23 protein-coding genes, 1 tRNA gene and 1 pseudogene are annotated in these 18,551 nt (G+C 43.7%); 2 read left to right on the top strand and 23 right to left on the bottom strand.

Annotated features, from left to right (window positions below; genetic code table 11):
* Window positions 1–59 precede the first annotated feature (59 nt).
* Complete coding sequence (gene glyA, locus B0182_RS02915) at window positions 60–1,442, top strand: serine hydroxymethyltransferase (RefSeq protein WP_078273514.1); 1,383 nt, start codon at window positions 60–62, stop codon at window positions 1,440–1,442.
* Between the two features lie 115 nt (window positions 1,443–1,557).
* Here the strand turns inward: glyA and glyS are convergent, their stop codons facing one another.
* From glyS to B0182_RS02865, 11 genes are all read right to left on the bottom strand, one after another.
* Window positions 1,558–3,651 (bottom strand): glycine--tRNA ligase subunit beta, encoded by a 2,094-nt coding sequence (gene glyS, locus B0182_RS02910; RefSeq protein WP_078273513.1) that lies wholly within the window; start codon window positions 3,649–3,651, stop codon window positions 1,558–1,560.
* A 29-nt stretch (window positions 3,652–3,680) separates the two neighbouring features.
* On the bottom strand, window positions 3,681–3,887 hold the full coding sequence (locus B0182_RS14755) for a hypothetical protein (RefSeq protein ID WP_228157801.1): 207 nt from the start codon (window positions 3,885–3,887) through the stop codon (window positions 3,681–3,683).
* Window positions 3,868–4,230 carry a hypothetical protein gene (locus B0182_RS14750; RefSeq protein WP_228157800.1) on the bottom strand — a complete coding sequence of 121 codons (363 nt, stop codon included), beginning with the start codon at window positions 4,228–4,230 and terminating at the stop codon, window positions 3,868–3,870. Before B0182_RS14750 ends, B0182_RS14755 begins: the two co-directional genes overlap by 20 nt.
* Window positions 4,224–4,409 (bottom strand): hypothetical protein, encoded by a 186-nt coding sequence (locus B0182_RS02900; RefSeq protein WP_078273512.1) that lies wholly within the window; start codon window positions 4,407–4,409, stop codon window positions 4,224–4,226. The genes B0182_RS14750 and B0182_RS02900 overlap by 7 nt, the downstream gene beginning before the upstream one ends.
* 25 nt (window positions 4,410–4,434) lie before the next feature.
* Window positions 4,435–4,887, bottom strand: coding sequence for a hypothetical protein (locus B0182_RS02895; protein WP_078273511.1), 453 nt, complete (start codon window positions 4,885–4,887; stop codon window positions 4,435–4,437).
* Between the two features lie 37 nt (window positions 4,888–4,924).
* On the bottom strand, window positions 4,925–5,881 hold the full coding sequence (gene glyQ, locus B0182_RS02890) for a glycine--tRNA ligase subunit alpha (RefSeq protein ID WP_078273535.1): 957 nt from the start codon (window positions 5,879–5,881) through the stop codon (window positions 4,925–4,927).
* A gap of 985 nt (window positions 5,882–6,866) precedes the next feature.
* Entirely contained in the window at window positions 6,867–9,122 is a 2,256-nt protein-coding gene (locus B0182_RS02885; RefSeq protein WP_158079607.1) for a DUF927 domain-containing protein, read from the bottom strand.
* A complete protein-coding gene (locus B0182_RS02880; protein WP_078273509.1) occupies window positions 9,109–9,366 on the bottom strand; it encodes a hypothetical protein in 258 nt (85 codons plus the stop codon). Before B0182_RS02880 ends, B0182_RS02885 begins: the two co-directional genes overlap by 14 nt.
* Complete coding sequence (locus tag B0182_RS02875) at window positions 9,363–9,560, bottom strand: hypothetical protein (RefSeq protein WP_078273508.1); 198 nt, start codon at window positions 9,558–9,560, stop codon at window positions 9,363–9,365. The genes B0182_RS02880 and B0182_RS02875 overlap by 4 nt, the downstream gene beginning before the upstream one ends.
* Before the next feature lie 582 nt (window positions 9,561–10,142).
* Window positions 10,143–10,367, bottom strand: coding sequence for a hypothetical protein (locus tag B0182_RS02870; protein WP_078273507.1), 225 nt, complete (start codon window positions 10,365–10,367; stop codon window positions 10,143–10,145).
* Window positions 10,364–10,570 (bottom strand): hypothetical protein, encoded by a 207-nt coding sequence (locus B0182_RS02865; RefSeq protein ID WP_078273506.1) that lies wholly within the window; start codon window positions 10,568–10,570, stop codon window positions 10,364–10,366. Before B0182_RS02865 ends, B0182_RS02870 begins: the two co-directional genes overlap by 4 nt.
* A gap of 152 nt (window positions 10,571–10,722) precedes the next feature.
* On the opposite strand from B0182_RS02865, the gene B0182_RS02860 reads away from it, so the two are divergent.
* A complete protein-coding gene (locus B0182_RS02860) occupies window positions 10,723–10,908 on the top strand; it encodes a hypothetical protein (protein WP_078273505.1) in 186 nt (61 codons plus the stop codon).
* On the opposite strand, the gene B0182_RS02855 is transcribed toward B0182_RS02860, so the two are convergent.
* The 12 genes and pseudogenes from B0182_RS02855 to ppsA all read right to left on the bottom strand — a co-directional run bounded on the left by B0182_RS02855 (window position 10,890) and on the right by ppsA (window position 18,515).
* A complete protein-coding gene (locus tag B0182_RS02855; RefSeq protein WP_078273504.1) occupies window positions 10,890–11,144 on the bottom strand; it encodes a helix-turn-helix domain-containing protein in 255 nt (84 codons plus the stop codon). The two genes, B0182_RS02860 and B0182_RS02855, sit on opposite strands and share 19 nt — an antisense overlap.
* Window positions 11,141–11,344, bottom strand: a complete 204-nt coding sequence (locus tag B0182_RS02850) for a helix-turn-helix transcriptional regulator (protein WP_078273503.1) — start codon at window positions 11,342–11,344, stop codon at window positions 11,141–11,143. The genes B0182_RS02855 and B0182_RS02850 overlap by 4 nt, the downstream gene beginning before the upstream one ends.
* A gap of 156 nt (window positions 11,345–11,500) precedes the next feature.
* Entirely contained in the window at window positions 11,501–12,232 is a 732-nt protein-coding gene (locus tag B0182_RS02840; RefSeq protein WP_078273501.1) for a hypothetical protein, read from the bottom strand.
* Window positions 12,233–12,383: 151 nt separating this feature from the next.
* Window positions 12,384–12,836 (bottom strand): hypothetical protein, encoded by a 453-nt coding sequence (locus tag B0182_RS02835; RefSeq protein ID WP_078273500.1) that lies wholly within the window; start codon window positions 12,834–12,836, stop codon window positions 12,384–12,386.
* Window positions 12,826–13,083: a type II toxin -antitoxin system TacA 1-like antitoxin gene (locus tag B0182_RS02830; RefSeq protein ID WP_078273499.1), complete on the bottom strand. Its 258-nt coding sequence runs from the start codon at window positions 13,081–13,083 to the stop codon at window positions 12,826–12,828. Before B0182_RS02830 ends, B0182_RS02835 begins: the two co-directional genes overlap by 11 nt.
* A gap of 97 nt (window positions 13,084–13,180) precedes the next feature.
* Window positions 13,181–13,441: a hypothetical protein gene (locus B0182_RS02825; RefSeq protein ID WP_078273498.1), complete on the bottom strand. Its 261-nt coding sequence runs from the start codon at window positions 13,439–13,441 to the stop codon at window positions 13,181–13,183.
* Between the two features lie 13 nt (window positions 13,442–13,454).
* A complete protein-coding gene (locus tag B0182_RS02820; RefSeq protein ID WP_078273497.1) occupies window positions 13,455–13,712 on the bottom strand; it encodes a type II toxin-antitoxin system RelE/ParE family toxin in 258 nt (85 codons plus the stop codon).
* Window positions 13,705–13,929 (bottom strand): hypothetical protein, encoded by a 225-nt coding sequence (locus B0182_RS02815; protein ID WP_078273496.1) that lies wholly within the window; start codon window positions 13,927–13,929, stop codon window positions 13,705–13,707. Before B0182_RS02815 ends, B0182_RS02820 begins: the two co-directional genes overlap by 8 nt.
* A gap of 2 nt (window positions 13,930–13,931) precedes the next feature.
* Window positions 13,932–14,147 (bottom strand): annotated as a pseudogene (locus B0182_RS02810) (helix-turn-helix domain-containing protein); the annotation flags it as partial.
* Between the two features lie 275 nt (window positions 14,148–14,422).
* Window positions 14,423–15,784, bottom strand: a complete 1,362-nt coding sequence (locus B0182_RS02805) for a tyrosine-type recombinase/integrase (RefSeq protein WP_078273494.1) — start codon at window positions 15,782–15,784, stop codon at window positions 14,423–14,425.
* A 155-nt stretch (window positions 15,785–15,939) separates the two neighbouring features.
* Window positions 15,940–16,025, bottom strand: a tRNA-Leu gene (locus tag B0182_RS02800).
* Between the two features lie 129 nt (window positions 16,026–16,154).
* Entirely contained in the window at window positions 16,155–18,515 is a 2,361-nt protein-coding gene (gene ppsA, locus B0182_RS02795) for a phosphoenolpyruvate synthase (protein WP_078273493.1), read from the bottom strand.
* Between the last annotated feature and the right edge of the window lie 36 nt (window positions 18,516–18,551).

Here is an 18,551-nt window from a genome sequence, read left to right as displayed (position 1 = left end):
TACACTTAGCATGTTTTTATACCATTTCATTTCTAATCTTTCCAATCTAAGGATTTTTTATGTTCAAAGACATCTCCCTACACGCCATTGACCCCGAGATTGCCATCGCCATTGATGCCGAGGGCGAGCGTCAAGAAGACCACATTGAGCTTATCGCCAGTGAGAACTACTGCTCCCCTGCCGTGATGATGGCACAAGGCTCAAACCTAACCAACAAATATGCCGAAGGCTACCCTAACAAACGCTATTATGGCGGTTGTGAGCATGTGGACATGATTGAGCAGATTGCCATTGACCGTGCCAAAGAGCTGTTTGGGGCGGACTATGCCAACGTACAGCCACACTCAGGGTCTAACGCCAACGCTGCCGTGTATCTTGCCCTACTAGAAGCAGGCGACACCGTGCTTGGCATGAGCTTGGCTCACGGTGGACATCTGACACACGGGGCAAGCGTGTCGTTCTCAGGCAAAACGTATAATGCCGTGCATTATGGCATTACCGATGACGGCTTGATTGATTATGATGAAGTGGCTCGTCTGGCTCGTGAGCATAAGCCTAAGATGATTATCGCTGGCTTTTCGGCATATAGTCAGGTCATAGACTGGCAAAAGTTTCGTGAGATTGCCGATGAAGTCGGTGCGTATCTTATGGTAGATATGGCACACGTTGCAGGGCTTGTGGCGGCAGGTGTGTACCCGAACCCCGTACAGATTGCGGACGTAACGACCACCACCACTCACAAAACCTTGCGTGGCCCTCGCTCGGGTCTTATCCTTGCCCGTGCCAACGAAGAGATTGAGAAAAAACTAAACTCAGCCGTCTTCCCTGGTACGCAAGGCGGTCCTCTAATGCACGCCATTGCCGCCAAAGCAGTGTGCTTTAAAGAAGCAATGAGCGATGAGTACAAAGAATATCAACAACAAGTTGTCAAAAACGCCAAAGCCATGGCAGACACGATTATCGCTCGTGGCTATGACGTGGTGTCTGGCGGTACCGAAAACCACCTTATGCTAATCAGCCTTATCAAGCAAGGCATTACAGGCAAAGAAGCGGACAAATGGCTTGGGGACGCTCACATCACTGTGAACAAAAACTCCGTGCCAAACGACCCCAAATCACCCTTTGTAACAAGCGGTATCCGCCTTGGTACACCTGCCGTTACCACTCGTGGTTTTAAAGAAGCTGAGTGCGTGGAGCTGGCTGGCTGGGTGTGCGATATTTTGGATGCCAAAGGCAATGAAAAAGTGATTGGTGAAGTGCGTACCAAAGTTAGCGAAGTATGTCAAAGACTGCCTGTATATCAAAAATCCAAAACCAAAGAGCTGTTCTCCAAAATTAGTGATATGATTGATGAGCAGGCCGACAGCGAATTTGTCCACACCGCCAAAGACAAATTTAATGAGTTCTACGAAAAAGCGATGGCAAAAATCAATCAAAAATAAGTCCTACATCAAATCCGCCTCTTGATGATGTCATGGGGCGGATTTTTTGGTTGTCTGTAGAGTTAATCAAAAAACCCTATCATTGCGATAGGGTTTTGGTTTTGGCAAGACTTGTTTAACCTTGCAATACCCCAATATCCGCCACGCTCAAAAACAGCGTACGCACCTGCCCAAGCAAGGCTAGGCGGTTGTTTTTGAGATTTTCGTCATCGGAATTTACCATGACATTATCAAAAAAGTCGGTCAATGGGCTTGCCAAAGCGGTCAAGGCGGTCAATACCCCTTGATAATCCGCCTTATCCTGTAAGGGTTTTACCGTCTCTTTGGCACTCAAAATCGCCTGATACAACGCCTTTTCTGCCGTCTCGGTCAATAGGCTCTCATCTACATTCTCGTCCACGTTGTCGGCTTTGGCAAGGATGTTGGCAACACGTTTGTTGTTCTCTGCCAGCACCTGTGCCTGTGGCAACGCACGAAACGCCTGTACCGCACGGATACGCTCATCAAAATCAAGGGGCATGTGCGGATTTATCGCTTGCACCGCTTGAATGGTGTCTACATTCACGCCCTGCTCGGTGTACATGGCACGATAGCGTGCATTGATAAACTCCATCACATCGGTAAAGGTTTTGGCAAGATTGGCTAGGCGGTTGCCATAGCCTTTTAGAGCTTGTTCAACCAGCGCTACAAGGTTTAAGGGTAACTTTTTATCAATCAAAATTCTTAGCACGCCAATACTGGCTCGTCTTAGACTAAATGGGTCTTTAGAGCCTGTCGGTGCTTCATTAATGCCAAAAATCCCCACGATGGTATCCAAGCGGTCGGCAAGTGCCAAGCACACACCAATGTCGGTTTTGGGCAATTCATCGCCACTAAATTTGGGCAGGTATTGCTCGGCAATGGCGTTCGCCACGTCCGCTTTTTCGCCCGATTTGTGGGCGTAATACGTCCCTGCAATGCCTTGCAATTCGGGGAATTCGCCCACCAACGTGGTCGCCAAATCCGCCTTTGCCAAAATTCCTGCTCGCACCACGTCATCGGTCGGCACGTCCCAACCGTGCGGACGCAAGTTTTCGCTAATAAAGGCAGACAGTTTGGCAATACGCTCGCCCTTTTCCCAAATCGTACCAAGTTTGTCTTGGAACACTCGGGTTTTTAGGGTTTCGGCAAAGTCGGCAAGCGGACGTTTTTGGTCTTGCAAAAAGAAAAATTCAGCGTCCGACAGGCGTGGGCGTACCACTTTTTCATTGCCCAAAATCACCGCAGATTTATCAAGGCTGTCAATGTTGCTGATAAAGATAAAGTTGGGTTTTAGCTTGCCGTTATCGTCCGTGAGACAAAAATATTTTTGGTCGGCTTGCATGGTGCTGATAAGGGCTTCTTGGGGAACGGCTAAGAAACGTTCTTCAAAACTTGCTCGCAAGGCAACAGGATAATCCACAAGGGCGGTAACTTCATCCAGCAACTCATCAGGGACAATGGCGGTCGCACCGATTTCATCAGAGAGTTTTTGGACTTGGGCGACAATGTTCGCTTGGCGTTTGGCAAAATCGGCGATGACATAGGCGTTTTCAAGCACGCTTTCGTAGTCGTTGGCATTGGAAATTGCCACAAAATCAGGAGCGTGGAAACGGTGTCCGCAGGTTTGACTTCCCGCTTGGTGTCCTTGAATGGTCGCAGAAATAACCGCATCATCACGCATTAGCACCACCCATTTGACAGGGCGGACAAATTCGTGTTTGTCAGCACCTGACCGCATTTTTTTGGCGATTGGTAGCTTATCTAGGGCTTTTTGAATAAGGCGGGGCAGTAGCTCGTCCACGCTTTCGCCTTTGACAGTCAGCTCATAGCCAATGTATTCGCCTTTTTTGTCAGAAAGGGTAATTAAATCGGCTTTGGTTAAATTTAAACCTGTGGCGTTTAGTCCTTGCAAAAAGCCTTGACCTGCACGGGTTAGCTCGCCCGTCTCATCAAAAGCGGATTTGACCGCAGGACCTTTTTTGGTTTCTACTTTGTCGGGCGTAACGCTGGCAACATTAAAAATCTGCACCGCCAAACGGCGTGGAGCAGCGTAGCTTTTAATGCCGTCAAAGGCGATTTGACCGTCCACAAGCGATTTTTCAAGGCTTGTTTTTAGGGCGGTTTCTAGGGTTTTTAGGGATTTGGGTGGCAGTTCTTCACAACCAAGTTCAAATAGGATGATACTCATTGTTTAACCTTTTTATTTAAAAATTTACATTATAAAACCCGATACAGGGTTAGCATTTCATCATCATTCACAACCGCCAATTGTTTAAAGTCGTGATGGCTATATAAATCAAGCAGTTTGGCAATGGGTTGGCATTCCAAAATAACGGCACGACCGCCAATTAACTGTTTGGCTTTTAATAATATTTTCTCAATTTCATTAAAAATATCTGCCAGTTTAATGGGGGTTGTCGGCAATTAAACTATTTTTACCAATTTGTCCAATCAAAAACACTCGGATTTTATTGGCGTTTTTATTAATGCCATCCAATTGCTTAATTTCAGATTTGCTTATTTTATCTACTTGCAAATCCACTTCCTTAAACGATAATGAAAAATACGCCAATATTTCGCCCATTTCTGACAAAATCAAATAAGTTCTGGCATTATGACTTTCTTCAAATCGTAAGGCTTTTTGGTGCAAAAATCGCTCTACATCGGGATTTTTTGGACAAGCAAATTCCTTTAATAAAAGTTGTATTTGTTCTTTGTTGCGACCTTGTATGTCGTACAATTCCTGCAATGCGATAATCGTTAGCATAACTTACTCATTCGCTTTTGTAGCAATGCCAATACTTTATTTTTTTGCTCAATTTCATCTTGCGTGGGTTCAAGACTGATTGGTTTTGACGGTTTGGCATTTTCTAAATCATATAAAAATTGCTCAATCGCCTTTTCATCACGCACAATAAATTGTTTGTCAAACGATGCGGTACTCATTTTTAATCCTATCTTAGAAATTGCACTATTCTTTTATCATAGTGCAATTTTTTGTCAAATTCGGTGCTTTATTAAATGGCGTAAAGAATGCTACAATCTCATCATCTTTATCAACGACAGCAAACATTTGAGCATTACCAATTTTATTAATAAACATCATTTTGAATACATCGTTTGCTTGTGGCTTAACCGTCAAATTATCAACAACAAAAGTATATTCCACATCATTTGTCAAAGGTTTTTCAACAACTGTATTGCTAGCTTCATCTCTATAACCGAAACTAATAACAGGTTTGTCTAAACCATTTGGATAACATTTGATGGTTATCTCAAAGAAATTAGGTCTAGGCGTAACAATATTGTAAGTATATTCATCAGAATTGTTTTCTTTTATATGCCAATAATTCAAAGCCGAATGAGCATTCATAGCAAACAGAACACTCAAACCGCATAATGCTTTTACTGCAAATTTTTTCATTATTTTATCAACCTGTTTTTATTAAATTTTAAAAAAATCACTCATCATTCTCTTTGGGCAACCACTTCTCCAACGCTTCTTTTTTATGAGCTTCATCCGCCAAAGGGAAACCCAATTTGGCACGAGCAATGGTATAACTCTCCGCCACTTTACGAGCCAAAGTGCGTACTCGCAAGATAAAGCGTTGGCGTTCGGTAACACTGATTGCCCCACGCGCATCAAGTAAATTAAAACTGTGAGACGCCTTTAACACCATTTCATAGGCAGGCAATGGCAGATTGACACCAACCAAACGGTCGGCCTCGAACTCATAAAAATCAAACAGTTCAAAGAGCTTTTCCACATCGGCATATTCAAAGTTATAGGTGGACTGCTCAACTTCGTTTTGGTGGAACACATCGCCATAAGTTACTCGCCCAAATTCGCCATCCGTCCATACAAGGTCATAAACGCTGTCCACGCCTTGAATGTACATCGCCAGACGCTCCAAGCCATAAGTAATCTCGCCTGTGACAGGAAAGCACGCCAAGCCCCCCACCTGCTGAAAATAGGTAAACTGGGTAACCTCCATGCCGTTTAGCCACACCTCCCAGCCCAAGCCCCACGCCCCAAGCGTTGGCGACTCCCAGTTGTCTTCCACAAAACGCACGTCATGAGTTAGTGTATCAATACCTAACGCCTGCAAAGAGCCCAAATACAGCTCTTGGATATTGGCAGGATTGGGTTTTAGCACGACTTGAAATTGATAATAATGTTGCAAGCGGTTGGGGTTGTCGCCATATCGCCCATCGGTGGGTCGCCGAGACGGTTGTACATAGGCGGCGTTCCATTTTTCAGGGGTCAAAGCACGCAAAAAAGTGGCGGTGTGAAAAGTCCCTGCCCCCATTTCCACATCATACGGTTGCAAAACCACACAGCCACGCTCTGCCCAGTAGTTTTGTAGGGTTAGGATAATTTGTTGAAAGGTAAGTGGTTGTTTTGATGTTTGTGCCATGGTCATCACTTTTGGATTTGGTAAATGACTTATTTTAACACAAATAGACAAGATAAAAAATGGTTATGATTTTAAGTTGCTAAGATTTTTACAGATAAATGGCGAATGACAGAGCAGATTAAAGGGTTGGGGATATGATTTTGCTTTTAAAAACAAAGAACCCTTGAAAAATCAAGGGCTTGTAGTTGGTACCAGTGGTCGGAATTGAAAACCTAACCTAAGTTATTGATTTTATTAGGGGTCATTTTCAAAAATGCCGTTTAGGGTACAAAATAGGGTACAATTCTGTCAAGTCCACGCTTGTTCACTAAAATTATTTTACCGCTCAATTTGCCCCATATCTTAGTAAAAATTCACCATTCATGCAACCTGCATGTCATAAGATTATCTCATGTTTAAAAAATACAAAAACGTAAACATGATAGCATAGTCATGTTTATGGCGTAAACATATCTTACTTATCATGTTTAAAAAATCGCATTTTATCAACATAACAAAACAACCTATTATCGTACTGCTCGCAAAAATCAGTTTCGCATTTCAAATGCGGAATTACTCTCGCTCTCGTACTGCTCCGAAAAGTCTTTTTTATACTGTAAAAAAATACCCCTTGCATGGGGTGGTTTCGCATTTGTCTCGCGCGTGCGTACTTGTCGGAAAAGTCTTTTTTATACCCCCTTTACTGGTCAGAAAAGTACACCAACGGCAGGCGTGAATTTTGGTTTTTAAATCTAAAATTGCCATCGTGAAATGTTTCTAAAATTACATAAAATTACCGTTTTTTTGTCCATAAAAAAATAAATTTCTGTATCTGTGTTTTTTTGTGGTGTACTTGGTGTACTTGGTGTACCGGCCTTATGTGGTAAGGCTTTGACGATTTTAAAAATGGTGTACTTTATCAAAAAAACGGTGTACAGTACACCATTTTGAAAAAATTAAAAAAACCCATAATTAAATCATGGGTTTTTTGTGTTAAATTATGTTGCTATGGCTCATTGTCTAAAAACGTCAAAATTTCATCTTTGATGGCATAAAATAAACGTTTTTTGCCATTGATTTTCTTTTGGTATTGTTGTCGGTGGCTTGCCGTGGTAAGATTGACCGCTTTTAGCATTTGGTAGGCTTGCCTAATCGGTAGCGGTTCGCTGACTTCGCTAAACCCTGCACTTGTGAACAAATAAAGGCGGTTTTTTTCATCAATAAAGCCTAGAAAATTGGGTTTACCGTCCGTCCAGTTATTTTCTAGGTTCTCGGCTTCGTGTCTTAGGCTTGCCATGCGTGAATATTGGTGTCGCTCTATGGTGTGGACGATACGCTCCACTAGGGCGGTTAATTCCAAATCGCCATGCTTGCCATGTGTGGCTAACCAATCATCAAAACACGCCTTGACCGCTTGTGTGGCTTGTCCTGCCTGCCAATCTGTAACCCCTGCGACTGTGGCAAGCTCGCCCACGCCTGCAACGATAGCAAAGTGTTTACACACTCTCATTGCCTGACTGCTTAGCCCATCATACAAATTAGTAAAATCATGAATAAAGGCTTTAAGCTGTGCCAAATAGTCGTGGGTGGTAAGATAATCAAGCCATGCAACCCCTGCCGTGCCGTGATAGCGTTTGGCATTGTCTCGCAAACGCTCGGCTAACTCATGACCGCTTTTAAACTCTGCTAGGCTGTCAAACATGCCGTATTTTGCTTCGGCATTGATGTGGGCTAGGCGTACCGCTTGACCTGCCTTTATGCTTTGCCCTGCTTGCTTTAAAATGCCGTCTAAGGTGGTCTCTCCTGTGGATAGGTAAGCAATCCGCCATTTTTTGCTGGGGCGTGTGGTGGTGTCTTTGTTCATGCGTGTTTTGCCTGTGCCATTGCCTAGCATATACACCACGCTCCCAACTTGCTTAGGCTCGCACTCGCCCAATTCATCAAGGGCTAAAAAGCCGTCATTGTGCATGCTTGCGACGCTCTCCATGCCGTTGCCTGTGGCTTTCCATGTGCGGACAAACTCACGTCCGCCCCACACGCTTGCCCCCATGTTTAGGGCAAGGGATTTACCCATGCTAGATGGACCCACAAAATGAAAACCTAGGCTATCCGCCCCCAATGGCTCTAACACCGCCCCTGTGAGTGATACACACAAGGCAAAGGCTAAGCGGTTATGGTTAATACATGGCTTGGATATGTGTTCTTGCCACTCGGCTAATGTACCCTGCTCACGATAGCCATGCTCTATCTGCTCGGCTTGTAATACCACGCCATCGCCCCAAATCTTGTGTGGTAGGGCGTATGCCGTGCCGTGCCAACCTACATTATCCACACACAAAAGTTTGTCGGTACATGGATGAAATTGGATATAAGCGGTTAATAGGGCTTTGGCTTTGGCGGTTGTGCCAATAACAAGCCCCATGCTGGCAAGCGGTCTTAGGTACTCTCGCCCATCACCCATCAATAAATCATTTGGCATTGCCCATGTCTTTTGTGTGCCGTCTGGGTCGGTAAAGCGTAACAGCTTGCCCCAATTACCGCTTGTCTTGTCTCGGGTTTGTCCGTCAATGTACAAGGCATTTGATAAAAATGTCTCGGTGGTGTGGTCGGTTTTGCTATCTAACTTGGTATAAAACAGCTTACCATCTTTGATGACAAAATGACCGCCCAAATAGGGATAATCAAGCTCTTTGATGATTTGGGTGTCTGTGTCATTACCCTTCAACCGCTCTATGGTGTTCTCCACGGGGTCTAGGCAGGCGTGTATCTCCACGTTTGGCAAATTGCCTATTTTATTTTGTAGCTCGTCCGCTTGGTGTTTGCCTATGGGCAAGATTAGGCGGTGTGTTTTGCAAAAGGTTTTGGCAACCTTGTCAATATTGCCAAATGCCATCAGTACACAAAACCGCTCTCCCATCTCTTTTAGGGCAAAAGACAAATCTAAGGCGGTGAATAAATCATCTACTAGGTAAGCACACTCCGCCCCCAAATCGCCAAACACGCCTGCCCCTACCTTTTCACGGTGGTTTAGCAAATAGGGCTTGGACGGCTTTAAAATTGCCAAATTGACCGCTTGCCCTTTGGGGTTTTTGACAATCATACCTAGATTATTGGCGGTTTTGATGGCATTAATATCATCATCAATCCACACAAAGGATTTGGGGGATAGCTCCCCCATGCCCTGATAGATGGCGTTAATCTGGTCGGTGGTGGCAGGCGTGTAAGTTTTGATAAGCTCGCCAATGGTGTTAATCTCGCTCATGCTTGCCCCCATTGTCATTATCACAATCATCAAAAAATAACGATACTTTGGCTTTCTCAATGTGGGCTTGTGGGTAGTCCTGTGCAAGCTGTGTGGCGAACGTGTGGGCGGTGTCAAAGTCGCTAAACTCTTGGTAAACGTTTGGCTCTTTGCATAGGACGGTATAAAGCACCTTTACCGCTCCTTGTGGGGTGGTGTCAGTGTTCTGACTTGATGTAATCTTGATGTTGTCGGTGGTGTTCATTCTGCACCCCCTAGAATGCGATTTAAAGCCGTTTTTGGCTTTGGGGTGCTTTGCTTTAAAGCGTGTATGGCGTTGCTAATGGCATTGGCACGGTCTGCATAACCCATGTATGGGTTTTGCTCGTGCATGGCATTGTAGCGGTGGTATTCGTCTGTTAGGACGGCTAAGGAGTGGGATAAGATTGAGTTTGTCATAGTGTAGTTACCTTTCGATGGTTTGAATAACACCCTAAAAATAGGGTGGGCTGGAAGTTCGAAAACCGCTACACTAACGGCGTGTGGTATTGGGTATTTCCACACCTTCCAACCCAAAAGAAAGGCAACCGCTGACAAAAAGGCGGTTAAATTCTGATAGGCATAAAAAATCCACAGATTTCGCTTGTGGTGTGCGAGTGTAAAGCAGTTTTCGACGCTGCGATGGCTATTATCGTCCACACTATCAGTTTTATCAAGTGAAATAATTTCATTAACTTGTGATTTACATTGAATTTCATTCATAGTAAAATATCCTTGTGGTGGATTTCCCCTTGCAAAGATTGGCAAGGGGTTTTTTATTGCCCTGTTTTCGCCTGTGTTGCGTTCTGTGGCGGTTTAGGGCGGTGGGTGGTGTCTTTGCCTATGGTGGGGCTTGGACGGCTAAAAAGGGGCTTTCATGGGGTTTGTTTCTCAAATGGGCGTTTATCGCTCGCCATGGGGTTGTTTCTCATTCAAAGTAATACCCTTGCCCAACTTTGGGCAACCCCATTTTTTCGCTTGTACAGTATTTCCCGAAAAAGTCTATTGCTTAACCAACAAATGCGGTTCATCAATCACTTCTTGAATATACCCGCCATGTTCTCTAAGCTGTTTGGCGTGTTCAAGGCAAATTATGGCATGGTCTTGGTACATGGTATCGCCTTTTAGTTCATGGGCTTGCAAAAATAGCGTTGCCATGCAGTCGTTTTTGTCGGCGTGTGCGTTTAGGACATTCACAACTTTTTGCAGATAATCAATATCAATCATAAAAATTTACTCCCATGGGGTTGTTTCTCATTCATGTGATTGATGATTTTATCAAGCTGTCTGGCGTGAACGTCTAGGCGGTCTGTGATGTTGTCTAGCACGTCCGATACGCTTTGATTACTGCTTGCTTGACTGATTTTGCCTAGTAGCTCGGTTGTGGTATGTAGGTCGTGGGACAGTTTGGTTAAATACGCTTTTATCATGGTTTATACGCTCTGTTTTGTGGAAATGAATGTCAAGTTTTTTCAAGTTTCCAAAAAATCTTGCTTGGATTTGAAAACGTGGCAAAGGGTCGTATCTGAAAATACAGCCCTTTGGTTAGCAAACAAGTTAGTAAGGTTTTCCATGGACTTGTATGCGTACTGGTGAACAGCAAAGTGAACAAGGAAATGCTTGGTTAGCAACTTGGTTAGCAAGGTTTTTCATAAATTTATGGAATACAAAAATGAAAAGTATTAGTTTCCAAAAAAGTTTCCAACGGTACGCACCTAAAAAACCTAAAATTCCCATTTTTTCGGAAATTTACGAAAAAACCCCATAGCCTTTAATCTCGCCTGCCTTGACTTTGGCAATGTAGGTTTTATCTAGCCAATAGCACGCATAACGTTTGCCATCGGCATTCTCTACCGTCTTTGACAAAATGGGTACACCAAAATGCCGTCTAAGCTCGCCTAATCGCTGTGATAGGGAAAAGCACCCAAACAGATTAAGGGCGGTGATGGGCGTGATTGATGCCCCTGTCATTAGGTGGTTGTAGATGTCCTGGCGTTGGCTCATGCCAAATTCTCCCATGTGGTCGGATTAGCTAACCACTCGTTTACTTCATCGTTTCGCCATACAGTAACGCTGGCATTTAGTCTTTGGGGTTTGGGAAATTTGCCATGTTTGCATTTACGCCATAGGGTTGTCCGCCCAAAGGGTAGTAGGGGCAAGATGTCTTTGGCGGTAGATAGTCCGCCTTTTGGTAGGGTTTGCATTACATACGCTCCGATTTAAAAGGATTGGAACGCATGATAAAAAATGACAAAAAAATAATCCTTTCATTAGCAATTTCATTTTTTATAAATGAAAAATCAATGAAAAGATTATTTAAATAGATGATTGATTTTAAATGAAAAATAATAAGATAAATTTCATTGTTTTTGTTGCAAATATTTTTTGCTTTCTGCAAATTTCTTGGTTAGTGTGCTTTCGGATAAGCCAGTAATTGCATTATGTCTAGCCATAATCTCAATGATGAGTTTTGCTTGTGTATAGGGATTTACTTTGACATTAGCTAAGGTTTCTATGACCGCCCCCAATATCAATAAATCATCGCCTTGTGGCTTGATGACTTTGGGTGTGCCTTGCTTTTTAAGCTCGTCCACACGCCCCCTTAATTCGTCTCGTTCATCAATAATACTTTGTAGGGTGTAATAATCAATATCCACGTATTCATCACAAATGGGGGTAGGGCTTAGGGCGTTTTCTAGGTCTTTTTGTTTTACTTCTATGCCATCACTAACAAGGTATGATAAAAAGCGTTTTTTGCCAAAACCTAGATTATAAATAGGATTGGTTGGCTCTATTTGTTTTTGCTTGATACATTCGGTCAAGCTATCAATAATTTTTGAATAAGTCATGGTAGCAATGCCAAAATGCCATTCTGCATATTCTGAACAGTAATTATTTTTCTCATCACAATAAACGCTTTGACAACCATCATTTGTCAAATATAGCTTTGATTGATAAGGCATGCACTCAATAATATAGTCTAATGCTTCATCTAATGGCTCATCTAAATATATCACACTATCAAACAAAGAAATAAACTCATTATTAAACTTTTCTTGTCGCTTTTGTTTGGCATCTGATAACAATCCCATTTTACACCTCAATAAAAACTCAACTTAATACACAATTTTCAACTTTTCAATGTCATACCTTAACAAATAAAATAGCAAGGCGTGGCGGTCTAAGGTATGAAAAATAACCGCCTTTCGGCTCATGACTTCCTAGCCTTGCAAAAGGGTTAAATTATTGCAATTTCTCAATGGGGAAAATTAAGCGGTTGCCGTCAAATGGCATAAAGCCCATATTTTGATAATATTGGTTTAATGTGTCGGTTTTTGGGTCAATGATGATAAATGCCATACCGCTAAATCTAGCAAACTTTTTAATGCCCAAAAAGGCGTGGGCAAAAATTACTTTGAATAGCCCTTGCCCTTGATAGCGTTTATCAATGCCAATTCTACCGATTAAAATAGCGGGGATAACTTTGGGATAGCCTTTTAACTGATGGTCGGTTATTTGGCTGTTGGATAGGGTGTAAAATGCCTTGATGGTTTCGCCATCTGCCAAAATGTGTGTAACACTAATATTCTTTTTGGTGTGTTGGCTCGCTATGGTTTGTAAATAGCGGTTAATATCATCATTACCACAATCAAAATCCGCTTTGTTATGGTGTTTGGCAAGTACTTCAAAATCCATAACTTGCCCCCAATGCCAAAATCTCTTTTAGGGCAGGCGTGGGCGGTGTAGGTTTATCCAAAATGGCTTGTAGGGCTTGACTGTCTTTCTCGTTCAAAGTGAAATTGGCGGTATCGCTGTTTAAGCCGTGCATTTCTGCCAAATCATCGCTTGGAAATTTTTGTGCCAATAATTCGCCAACGCTTACGCCTTGCCTTTTGGCGGTGGCAATAATGACTTGTTCAATGTGTGGAGGAATGTCTAACATAAGGCTGTCCTTTTTATTTGGTGGTTTTAAATCGCTTGTTTATCGGTGTTGGTTAGCGTGGGGAATTGCACTTGAAAACTGGCGGAAAAAATCACGTTCATGCCGTCTTTGCCCCACTAAGCCATTTTTCCAAACTCTCCACACTCTCTAAGGCGTGGGGTGGTATCGGCTCGGTAACACCGCTATTGATTGCCTTATCCAACTTGTCAATGTCGTAATGATGTTCATAAAACCAATCATAGTAGGCTTGTTCATCATCTTGGGCAAAGGTTTGTAATAGCAGTTCATCAACACTTACGCCCCTTTGTTCGGCTCGTGTGATAATCATCTGCTCAACGTGTGGGGAAATGTCTATCATCTTGGTTTTGTCCTTAAAATAATTCGCTATGACTGCCTAACCTTGCCAATGACAAATATTCATCATCTTTTTGATAAATAAGCAATAAATCAGGCTTGATGTGGCATTCTCTAAAACCCTTGTAATTGCCGATTAAATCATGGTCTTTGTATTTTGGTGGCAGGGTTTCGTTATTGAGTAGCAAATAAAGCACTTCTATCAAAGCGGTATCAAGCTCGCCATGCTTTTTAAAGTCTCTTTTAAAGGCGTTTGAACGTTGTAGTTTAAGCATTTAAATCCGCCATAAGCTCATCAAGTGTATCAAATTTCTTGCCCTGTCCTGCCATAAGCTCGTCTATGGCTTGTTTGGTTTCGCTGTTTGGCATATAGGCAAATTCTAGGGCTTTTTCATAAACGCTATTGATACAAAACTGCTCAACGCTAATGCCCTGTACATTGGCGATACGTTCAATAATGTGGGCGGTGGTCGGTGGTAGGTCAATAATCATGGTTAATCCTTAAATATCGTGATTGTTTTGCCGTCTAAGGTGGCATGGATTGACAATTTACCGCCTAAAGCTGTGATGTATCTATCAAGCGTGGATAGCTGTATATCGCCCCCATTCTCTATCTTGCTGATGTTGGCTTGTGATACGCCCATTTTTTGGGCTAACTGCATTTGTGATAAATTGGCGGTGTGTCTAAGCTGTGATAATGCTGTCATGGTGTCGCTCCGATAATTGGCTAATTATAACATATAAGTAATAAAGCCAAAACCCTTGATTTACAAGACTTTGCCAAAAATGGTGTACGGTACACCACAAAGTACACCGTTTTTTTAATAAAGTACACCATTTTTTAGTATAAGTACACCGTATTTTTAACGCTAAACCCTTATAAATAAAGGGCGGTACACCGAGTACACCATAATTTTTAAAAACTTAAAACTCAATTTTTTCACGCCTGCCATCTTGACAAGAAAAAGCCCCAAACTGGGGCGGTTCATTGTAGCAACCTGACAATCTCATCTTTGCCAATCATGTTTATCAAGGCTTGCAAAATCTCGTTAGGCTTGTTGCGATACACGCCTTTATAATGCGTGGTGTCCTTGCCGTCTGCCAAATCGTCTATGTAGTCCGCCCACGTCTGCATAAGCTCACACCGCTTGGTGTATAAATCGGCTCTCATGTAGGGATTATCGCCCCCTTTGACAACATGACCCAACACCATCTCGGTTATCATGTCGTTATAATCAAGCTCCTGCATGAGTAGGGTTTTGGCACTTGACCGAAAGCCGTGTGATGTGTGCTTGTTTTTGTACCCTAGCTTGTGTAAGGCTTGGTTGGTGGTGTTCTCGGATATTATGCCATGCTTGCTTTGGTCGGAATAAAATACCTGCTTGCGGTGTCCTGTGTGGCGGTGCTGTTCTTGTAATATCTTGATGACTTGCCTGGATAATGGCACGGTCATTTGTTTAACCATTTTAAAACCGTTGTCGCTTTCGCCTTTGATTGGGGTAAGCTCCCATTTGGCATTATCCAAATCCAAATCCGCCCACGCCATCGCCCTAATATCGCCAATTCTTACGCCTGTGTAGGCAAGTAGCATAAGGCAATGATAAGTACTTGCCCCCATGCGGTTATCGTGCTTGATGTCGTGCATGAGTTCGCCAAACTCATTAGGTTTAACCAATGCTTGACGGTTGCCATAGCTAACCGTCTCTAAAATGTGGCTTGTTTTGGCGTTAGCGATTGGCTCGGCTGGGTTGGTGGTGCAATATTCATGAACCGTTGCCCATGCGAATAAATCCACAATCATGCCCCTACACCTGACGGCTTTATCACTTGGTTTGGTGGGGTCATTGCGTTGGCGGTGGGTAGTTTCTATGTCCTGTAATAGCTCTATCAAATCGGCGGTGCTTATCTCATTCATGGGCGTATCGCCAAAGCGTTTGATGAATAGATTTAGGTTGTATTGGCGTGTTTTTATCGTGTCTTTTTTGCCCCACGGCTGTGTTTTTGCCCACGCCATACAGACAAGGCGGAATTTATTTTTTTCTTGACGTTCTTTTTCTTTGGCTTGTTTGGCGTAATGGGTTTTGGGGTCAATGTCTTTTGAGATAAGCTCGTTTAGCTCCTGCCATTTGTCAAATGCCATTGCCATGCTGACGGTGGGATAATTACCCAAAAATTCCTTGTGGGTGTGTCCGTTCTTGGTGTAACGATATACCCATTCTTTGGTTTCGCCCTTTTTGGTGGCTCGTACTCGGATAGATAGGCGTGGTTTGCCGTGTACTTTGGCATGATATTCTTTTTGGTCTGCTTTTAGGGCGATTATTTGCTTGTCGGTTTTAACTTCTATCATGGTAAATTTTTAGGGTACAATTTAGGGTACAAGTATTATGAACCAAAATGAAACACCCTGCAACACCAACAAGAAACAAAAAACCCCGAAAACCTTTATTTTATGGGGCTTTCGGGGCTATTTTGGATTTTTTGAAATGCTTTGAAAAGCATGAATGGTACCAGTGGTCGGACTCGAACCGACACGCTTATTAGGCAACGGATTTTGAATCCGTCGTGTCTACCAATTTCACCACACTGGCATGAGCGGTTAGCTTGTTTGCTATGGGTGCGTATTATAGCTTATTTTAAAATTTCGTCAAGGGGTTTTTATAAAAATTTTAAAAATATTTTAAAAACTGGACTGATTGGACAGCCCAGTCTTATAGGTTTTATTTATCCGTCAAAAACAACCAAGTATCCAGCACCGTATCAGGGTTTAGCGATACTGAGCTGATGCCTTGCTCCATGAGCCATTTGGCAAGGTCTGGGTGGTCGGACGGTCCTTGACCGCAAATGCCGACATATTTGCCTTGTTTGCGACACGCTTCAATCGCCATACTAAGCAGTTTTTTGACCGCAGGGTCTCGCTCATCAAACAAGTGCGACACAATGCCACTATCACGGTCAAGCCCTAGCGTAAGCTGAGTTAGGTCGTTTGAACCGATTGAAAAACCGTCAAAATATTGTAAGAATTCATCGGCAAGCAAGGCATTGGTTGGCAATTCGCACATCATGATGACTTCAAGAGAATTCTCGCCACGTTTTAGCCCATTTTTTTCAAGTAATTCAATGACTTGGCGGGCTTCGCCTGTGGTACGCACAAACGGAATCATGATTTTTACGTTGGTTAGCCCCATGTCATCACGGACGTACTTCAACGCACGGCATTCAAGCTCAAAGCAATCACGGAAATTGTCCGAAATATAACGGCTCGCCCCACGGAAACCGAGCATGGGGTTTTCTTCGTGTGGTTCATACAGCTTACCGCCGATTAGGTTGGCGTATTCGTTGGATTTAAAATCACTCATACGCACGATGACAGGCTTGTCTTTAAACGCTACGGCAAGCGTTGAAATGCCTTCGATGAGTTTATTGATATAAAACTCCACAGGCGAGTTGTACCCTGCGATACGCTCAAACACTTGGGCTTGGGTTTCTTGGGGCAAGGTATCCACATTAAGCAGGGCTTTTGGGTGTACACCAATCATGCGGTTGATGATAAATTCTAAGCGAGCCAAACCTACGCCTTCGTTCGGGATTTGGGCAAAGTCAAAGGCACGGTCAGGGTTGCCCACGTTCATCATAACCTTAAAGCCAAGCTTGGGCATACTGGCGACAGAATTTTTTTGCACTTCAAAGTCCAAAATGCCGTCATAAATAAAGCCCGTGTCGCCTTCGGCACACGATACCGTTACCGCTTGACCGTCTGTCAAAAGCTCGGTGGCGTTGCCACAGCCGACAATGGCAGGTACGCCAAGCTCACGAGCGATAATCGCCGCATGGCAAGTACGTCCGCCACGGTTGGTGATAATCGCACTGGCACGCTTCATCACAGGTTCCCAATCGGGGTCGGTCATATCAGACACGAGCACATCGCCGTCTTGAACTTTGCTCATCTCGTTCAAATTCGTTACGATACGCACTTTGCCTGCACCGACACGCTGACCGATAGAACGCCCTTCGCATAGGACTTTTGCCCCTTTTGAGTTGATGACATAACGCTCCATGCTGGTTTTGTCTTGGCGAGATTTGACGGTTTCGGGGCGAGCTTGTACGATGAAAAGCTCATTAGTATCGCCGTCTTTTGCCCACTCAATGTCCATAGGACAGCCGTAGTGTTTTTCAATGATAAGGGCTTGTTTGGCAAGGCGAGTTAGCTCATCGGTATTTAGGGCAAACTGCTGACGGTCGGCTTTTTCTACATCCACGATTTTGGTTGAGCGTTTGGTCGTGCCTTCGTCACCATAGACCATTTTGATGTGTTTTGAGCCAAGATTTCGGCGAACCACAGCAGGGCGATTTTCTGCCAATAATTTTTTGGATAAATAAAACTCATCAGGGTTTACCGCCCCTTGCACCACCATTTCGCCCAAGCCATAGCTTGCCGTGATAAATACCACGTCATTAAATCCGCTTTCGGTGTCAAGCGTAAACATCACGCCAGACGTACCCGTCTCCGAGCGTACCATACGCTGAACGCCTGCCGACAACGCCACGCCTGCGTGTTCAAAGCCTTTGTGTACACGATAGGCAATCGCACGGTCGTTATAAAGGCTTGCAAACACTTCTTTGATGGCAATCAGCACGTTGTCAATGCCATGAATGTTAAGGAATGTCTCTTGCTGACCTGCAAAAGACGCATCAGGCAAATCCTCGGCAGTCGCTGACGAACGCACCGCCACCGCCACATCTTGACCACCTGTAAGCGTATCAAATGCCGTGCGAATCTCGTCTTCTAAGTCTTTTGGCAATGCTTGGGCGATGACCCAGGCACGCACTTTTGCCCCTACTTCGGCAAGTTTTTCGACATCATCAACGTCCAAGCCTTTTAGTTCGGCATTGATTTTGTCAAGTAAGCCCGTTTCATTCAAAAAGCGGTTAAACGCCTCTGCGGTCGTGGCAAAGCCGTTTGGCACAGACACACCAACATTGGCAAGATTGCTAATCATCTCGCCCAAAGACGCATTTTTGCCACCGACAATCTCAACATCGTCTTTACCAAGTTTGTTAAAAGGGATAACTTGTGCCATACGAACACCTTTTTTAATCTATGAAATTTGTCAAAT

It is taken from the genome of Moraxella bovis, assembly GCF_002014975.1.
GTDB lineage: Bacteria > Pseudomonadota > Gammaproteobacteria > Pseudomonadales > Moraxellaceae > Moraxella > Moraxella bovis.
This window is presented reverse-complemented; position numbering and strand designations above follow the sequence as displayed.

What these genes read in the sequence shown, in the direction of transcription:
- glyA (WP_078273514.1), top strand. Translation starts at nt 60, where the DNA reads ATGTTCAAAGACATCTCCCTACACGCCATTGACCCCGAGATTGCCATC.
- glyS (WP_078273513.1), bottom strand. Translation starts at nt 3,651, where the DNA reads ATGAGTATCATCCTATTTGAACTTGGTTGTGAAGAACTGCCACCCAAA.
- B0182_RS14750 (WP_228157800.1), bottom strand. Translation starts at nt 4,230, where the DNA reads ATGCTAACGATTATCGCATTGCAGGAATTGTACGACATACAAGGTCGC.
- B0182_RS02900 (WP_078273512.1), bottom strand. Translation starts at nt 4,409, where the DNA reads ATGAGTACCGCATCGTTTGACAAACAATTTATTGTGCGTGATGAAAAG.
- B0182_RS02895 (WP_078273511.1), bottom strand. Translation starts at nt 4,887, where the DNA reads ATGAAAAAATTTGCAGTAAAAGCATTATGCGGTTTGAGTGTTCTGTTT.
- glyQ (WP_078273535.1), bottom strand. Translation starts at nt 5,881, where the DNA reads ATGGCACAAACATCAAAACAACCACTTACCTTTCAACAAATTATCCTA.
- B0182_RS02885 (WP_158079607.1), bottom strand. Translation starts at nt 9,122, where the DNA reads ATGAGCGAGATTAACACCATTGGCGAGCTTATCAAAACTTACACGCCT.
- B0182_RS02880 (WP_078273509.1), bottom strand. Translation starts at nt 9,366, where the DNA reads ATGAACACCACCGACAACATCAAGATTACATCAAGTCAGAACACTGAC.
- B0182_RS02875 (WP_078273508.1), bottom strand. Translation starts at nt 9,560, where the DNA reads ATGACAAACTCAATCTTATCCCACTCCTTAGCCGTCCTAACAGACGAA.
- B0182_RS02870 (WP_078273507.1), bottom strand. Translation starts at nt 10,367, where the DNA reads ATGATTGATATTGATTATCTGCAAAAAGTTGTGAATGTCCTAAACGCA.
- B0182_RS02865 (WP_078273506.1), bottom strand. Translation starts at nt 10,570, where the DNA reads ATGATAAAAGCGTATTTAACCAAACTGTCCCACGACCTACATACCACA.
- B0182_RS02860 (WP_078273505.1), top strand. Translation starts at nt 10,723, where the DNA reads ATGCGTACTGGTGAACAGCAAAGTGAACAAGGAAATGCTTGGTTAGCA.
- B0182_RS02855 (WP_078273504.1), bottom strand. Translation starts at nt 11,144, where the DNA reads ATGAGCCAACGCCAGGACATCTACAACCACCTAATGACAGGGGCATCA.
- B0182_RS02850 (WP_078273503.1), bottom strand. Translation starts at nt 11,344, where the DNA reads ATGCAAACCCTACCAAAAGGCGGACTATCTACCGCCAAAGACATCTTG.
- B0182_RS02840 (WP_078273501.1), bottom strand. Translation starts at nt 12,232, where the DNA reads ATGGGATTGTTATCAGATGCCAAACAAAAGCGACAAGAAAAGTTTAAT.
- B0182_RS02835 (WP_078273500.1), bottom strand. Translation starts at nt 12,836, where the DNA reads ATGGATTTTGAAGTACTTGCCAAACACCATAACAAAGCGGATTTTGAT.
- B0182_RS02830 (WP_078273499.1), bottom strand. Translation starts at nt 13,083, where the DNA reads ATGTTAGACATTCCTCCACACATTGAACAAGTCATTATTGCCACCGCC.
- B0182_RS02825 (WP_078273498.1), bottom strand. Translation starts at nt 13,441, where the DNA reads ATGATAGACATTTCCCCACACGTTGAGCAGATGATTATCACACGAGCC.
- B0182_RS02820 (WP_078273497.1), bottom strand. Translation starts at nt 13,712, where the DNA reads ATGCTTAAACTACAACGTTCAAACGCCTTTAAAAGAGACTTTAAAAAG.
- B0182_RS02815 (WP_078273496.1), bottom strand. Translation starts at nt 13,929, where the DNA reads ATGATTATTGACCTACCACCGACCACCGCCCACATTATTGAACGTATC.
- B0182_RS02805 (WP_078273494.1), bottom strand. Translation starts at nt 15,784, where the DNA reads ATGATAGAAGTTAAAACCGACAAGCAAATAATCGCCCTAAAAGCAGAC.
- ppsA (WP_078273493.1), bottom strand. Translation starts at nt 18,515, where the DNA reads ATGGCACAAGTTATCCCTTTTAACAAACTTGGTAAAGACGATGTTGAG.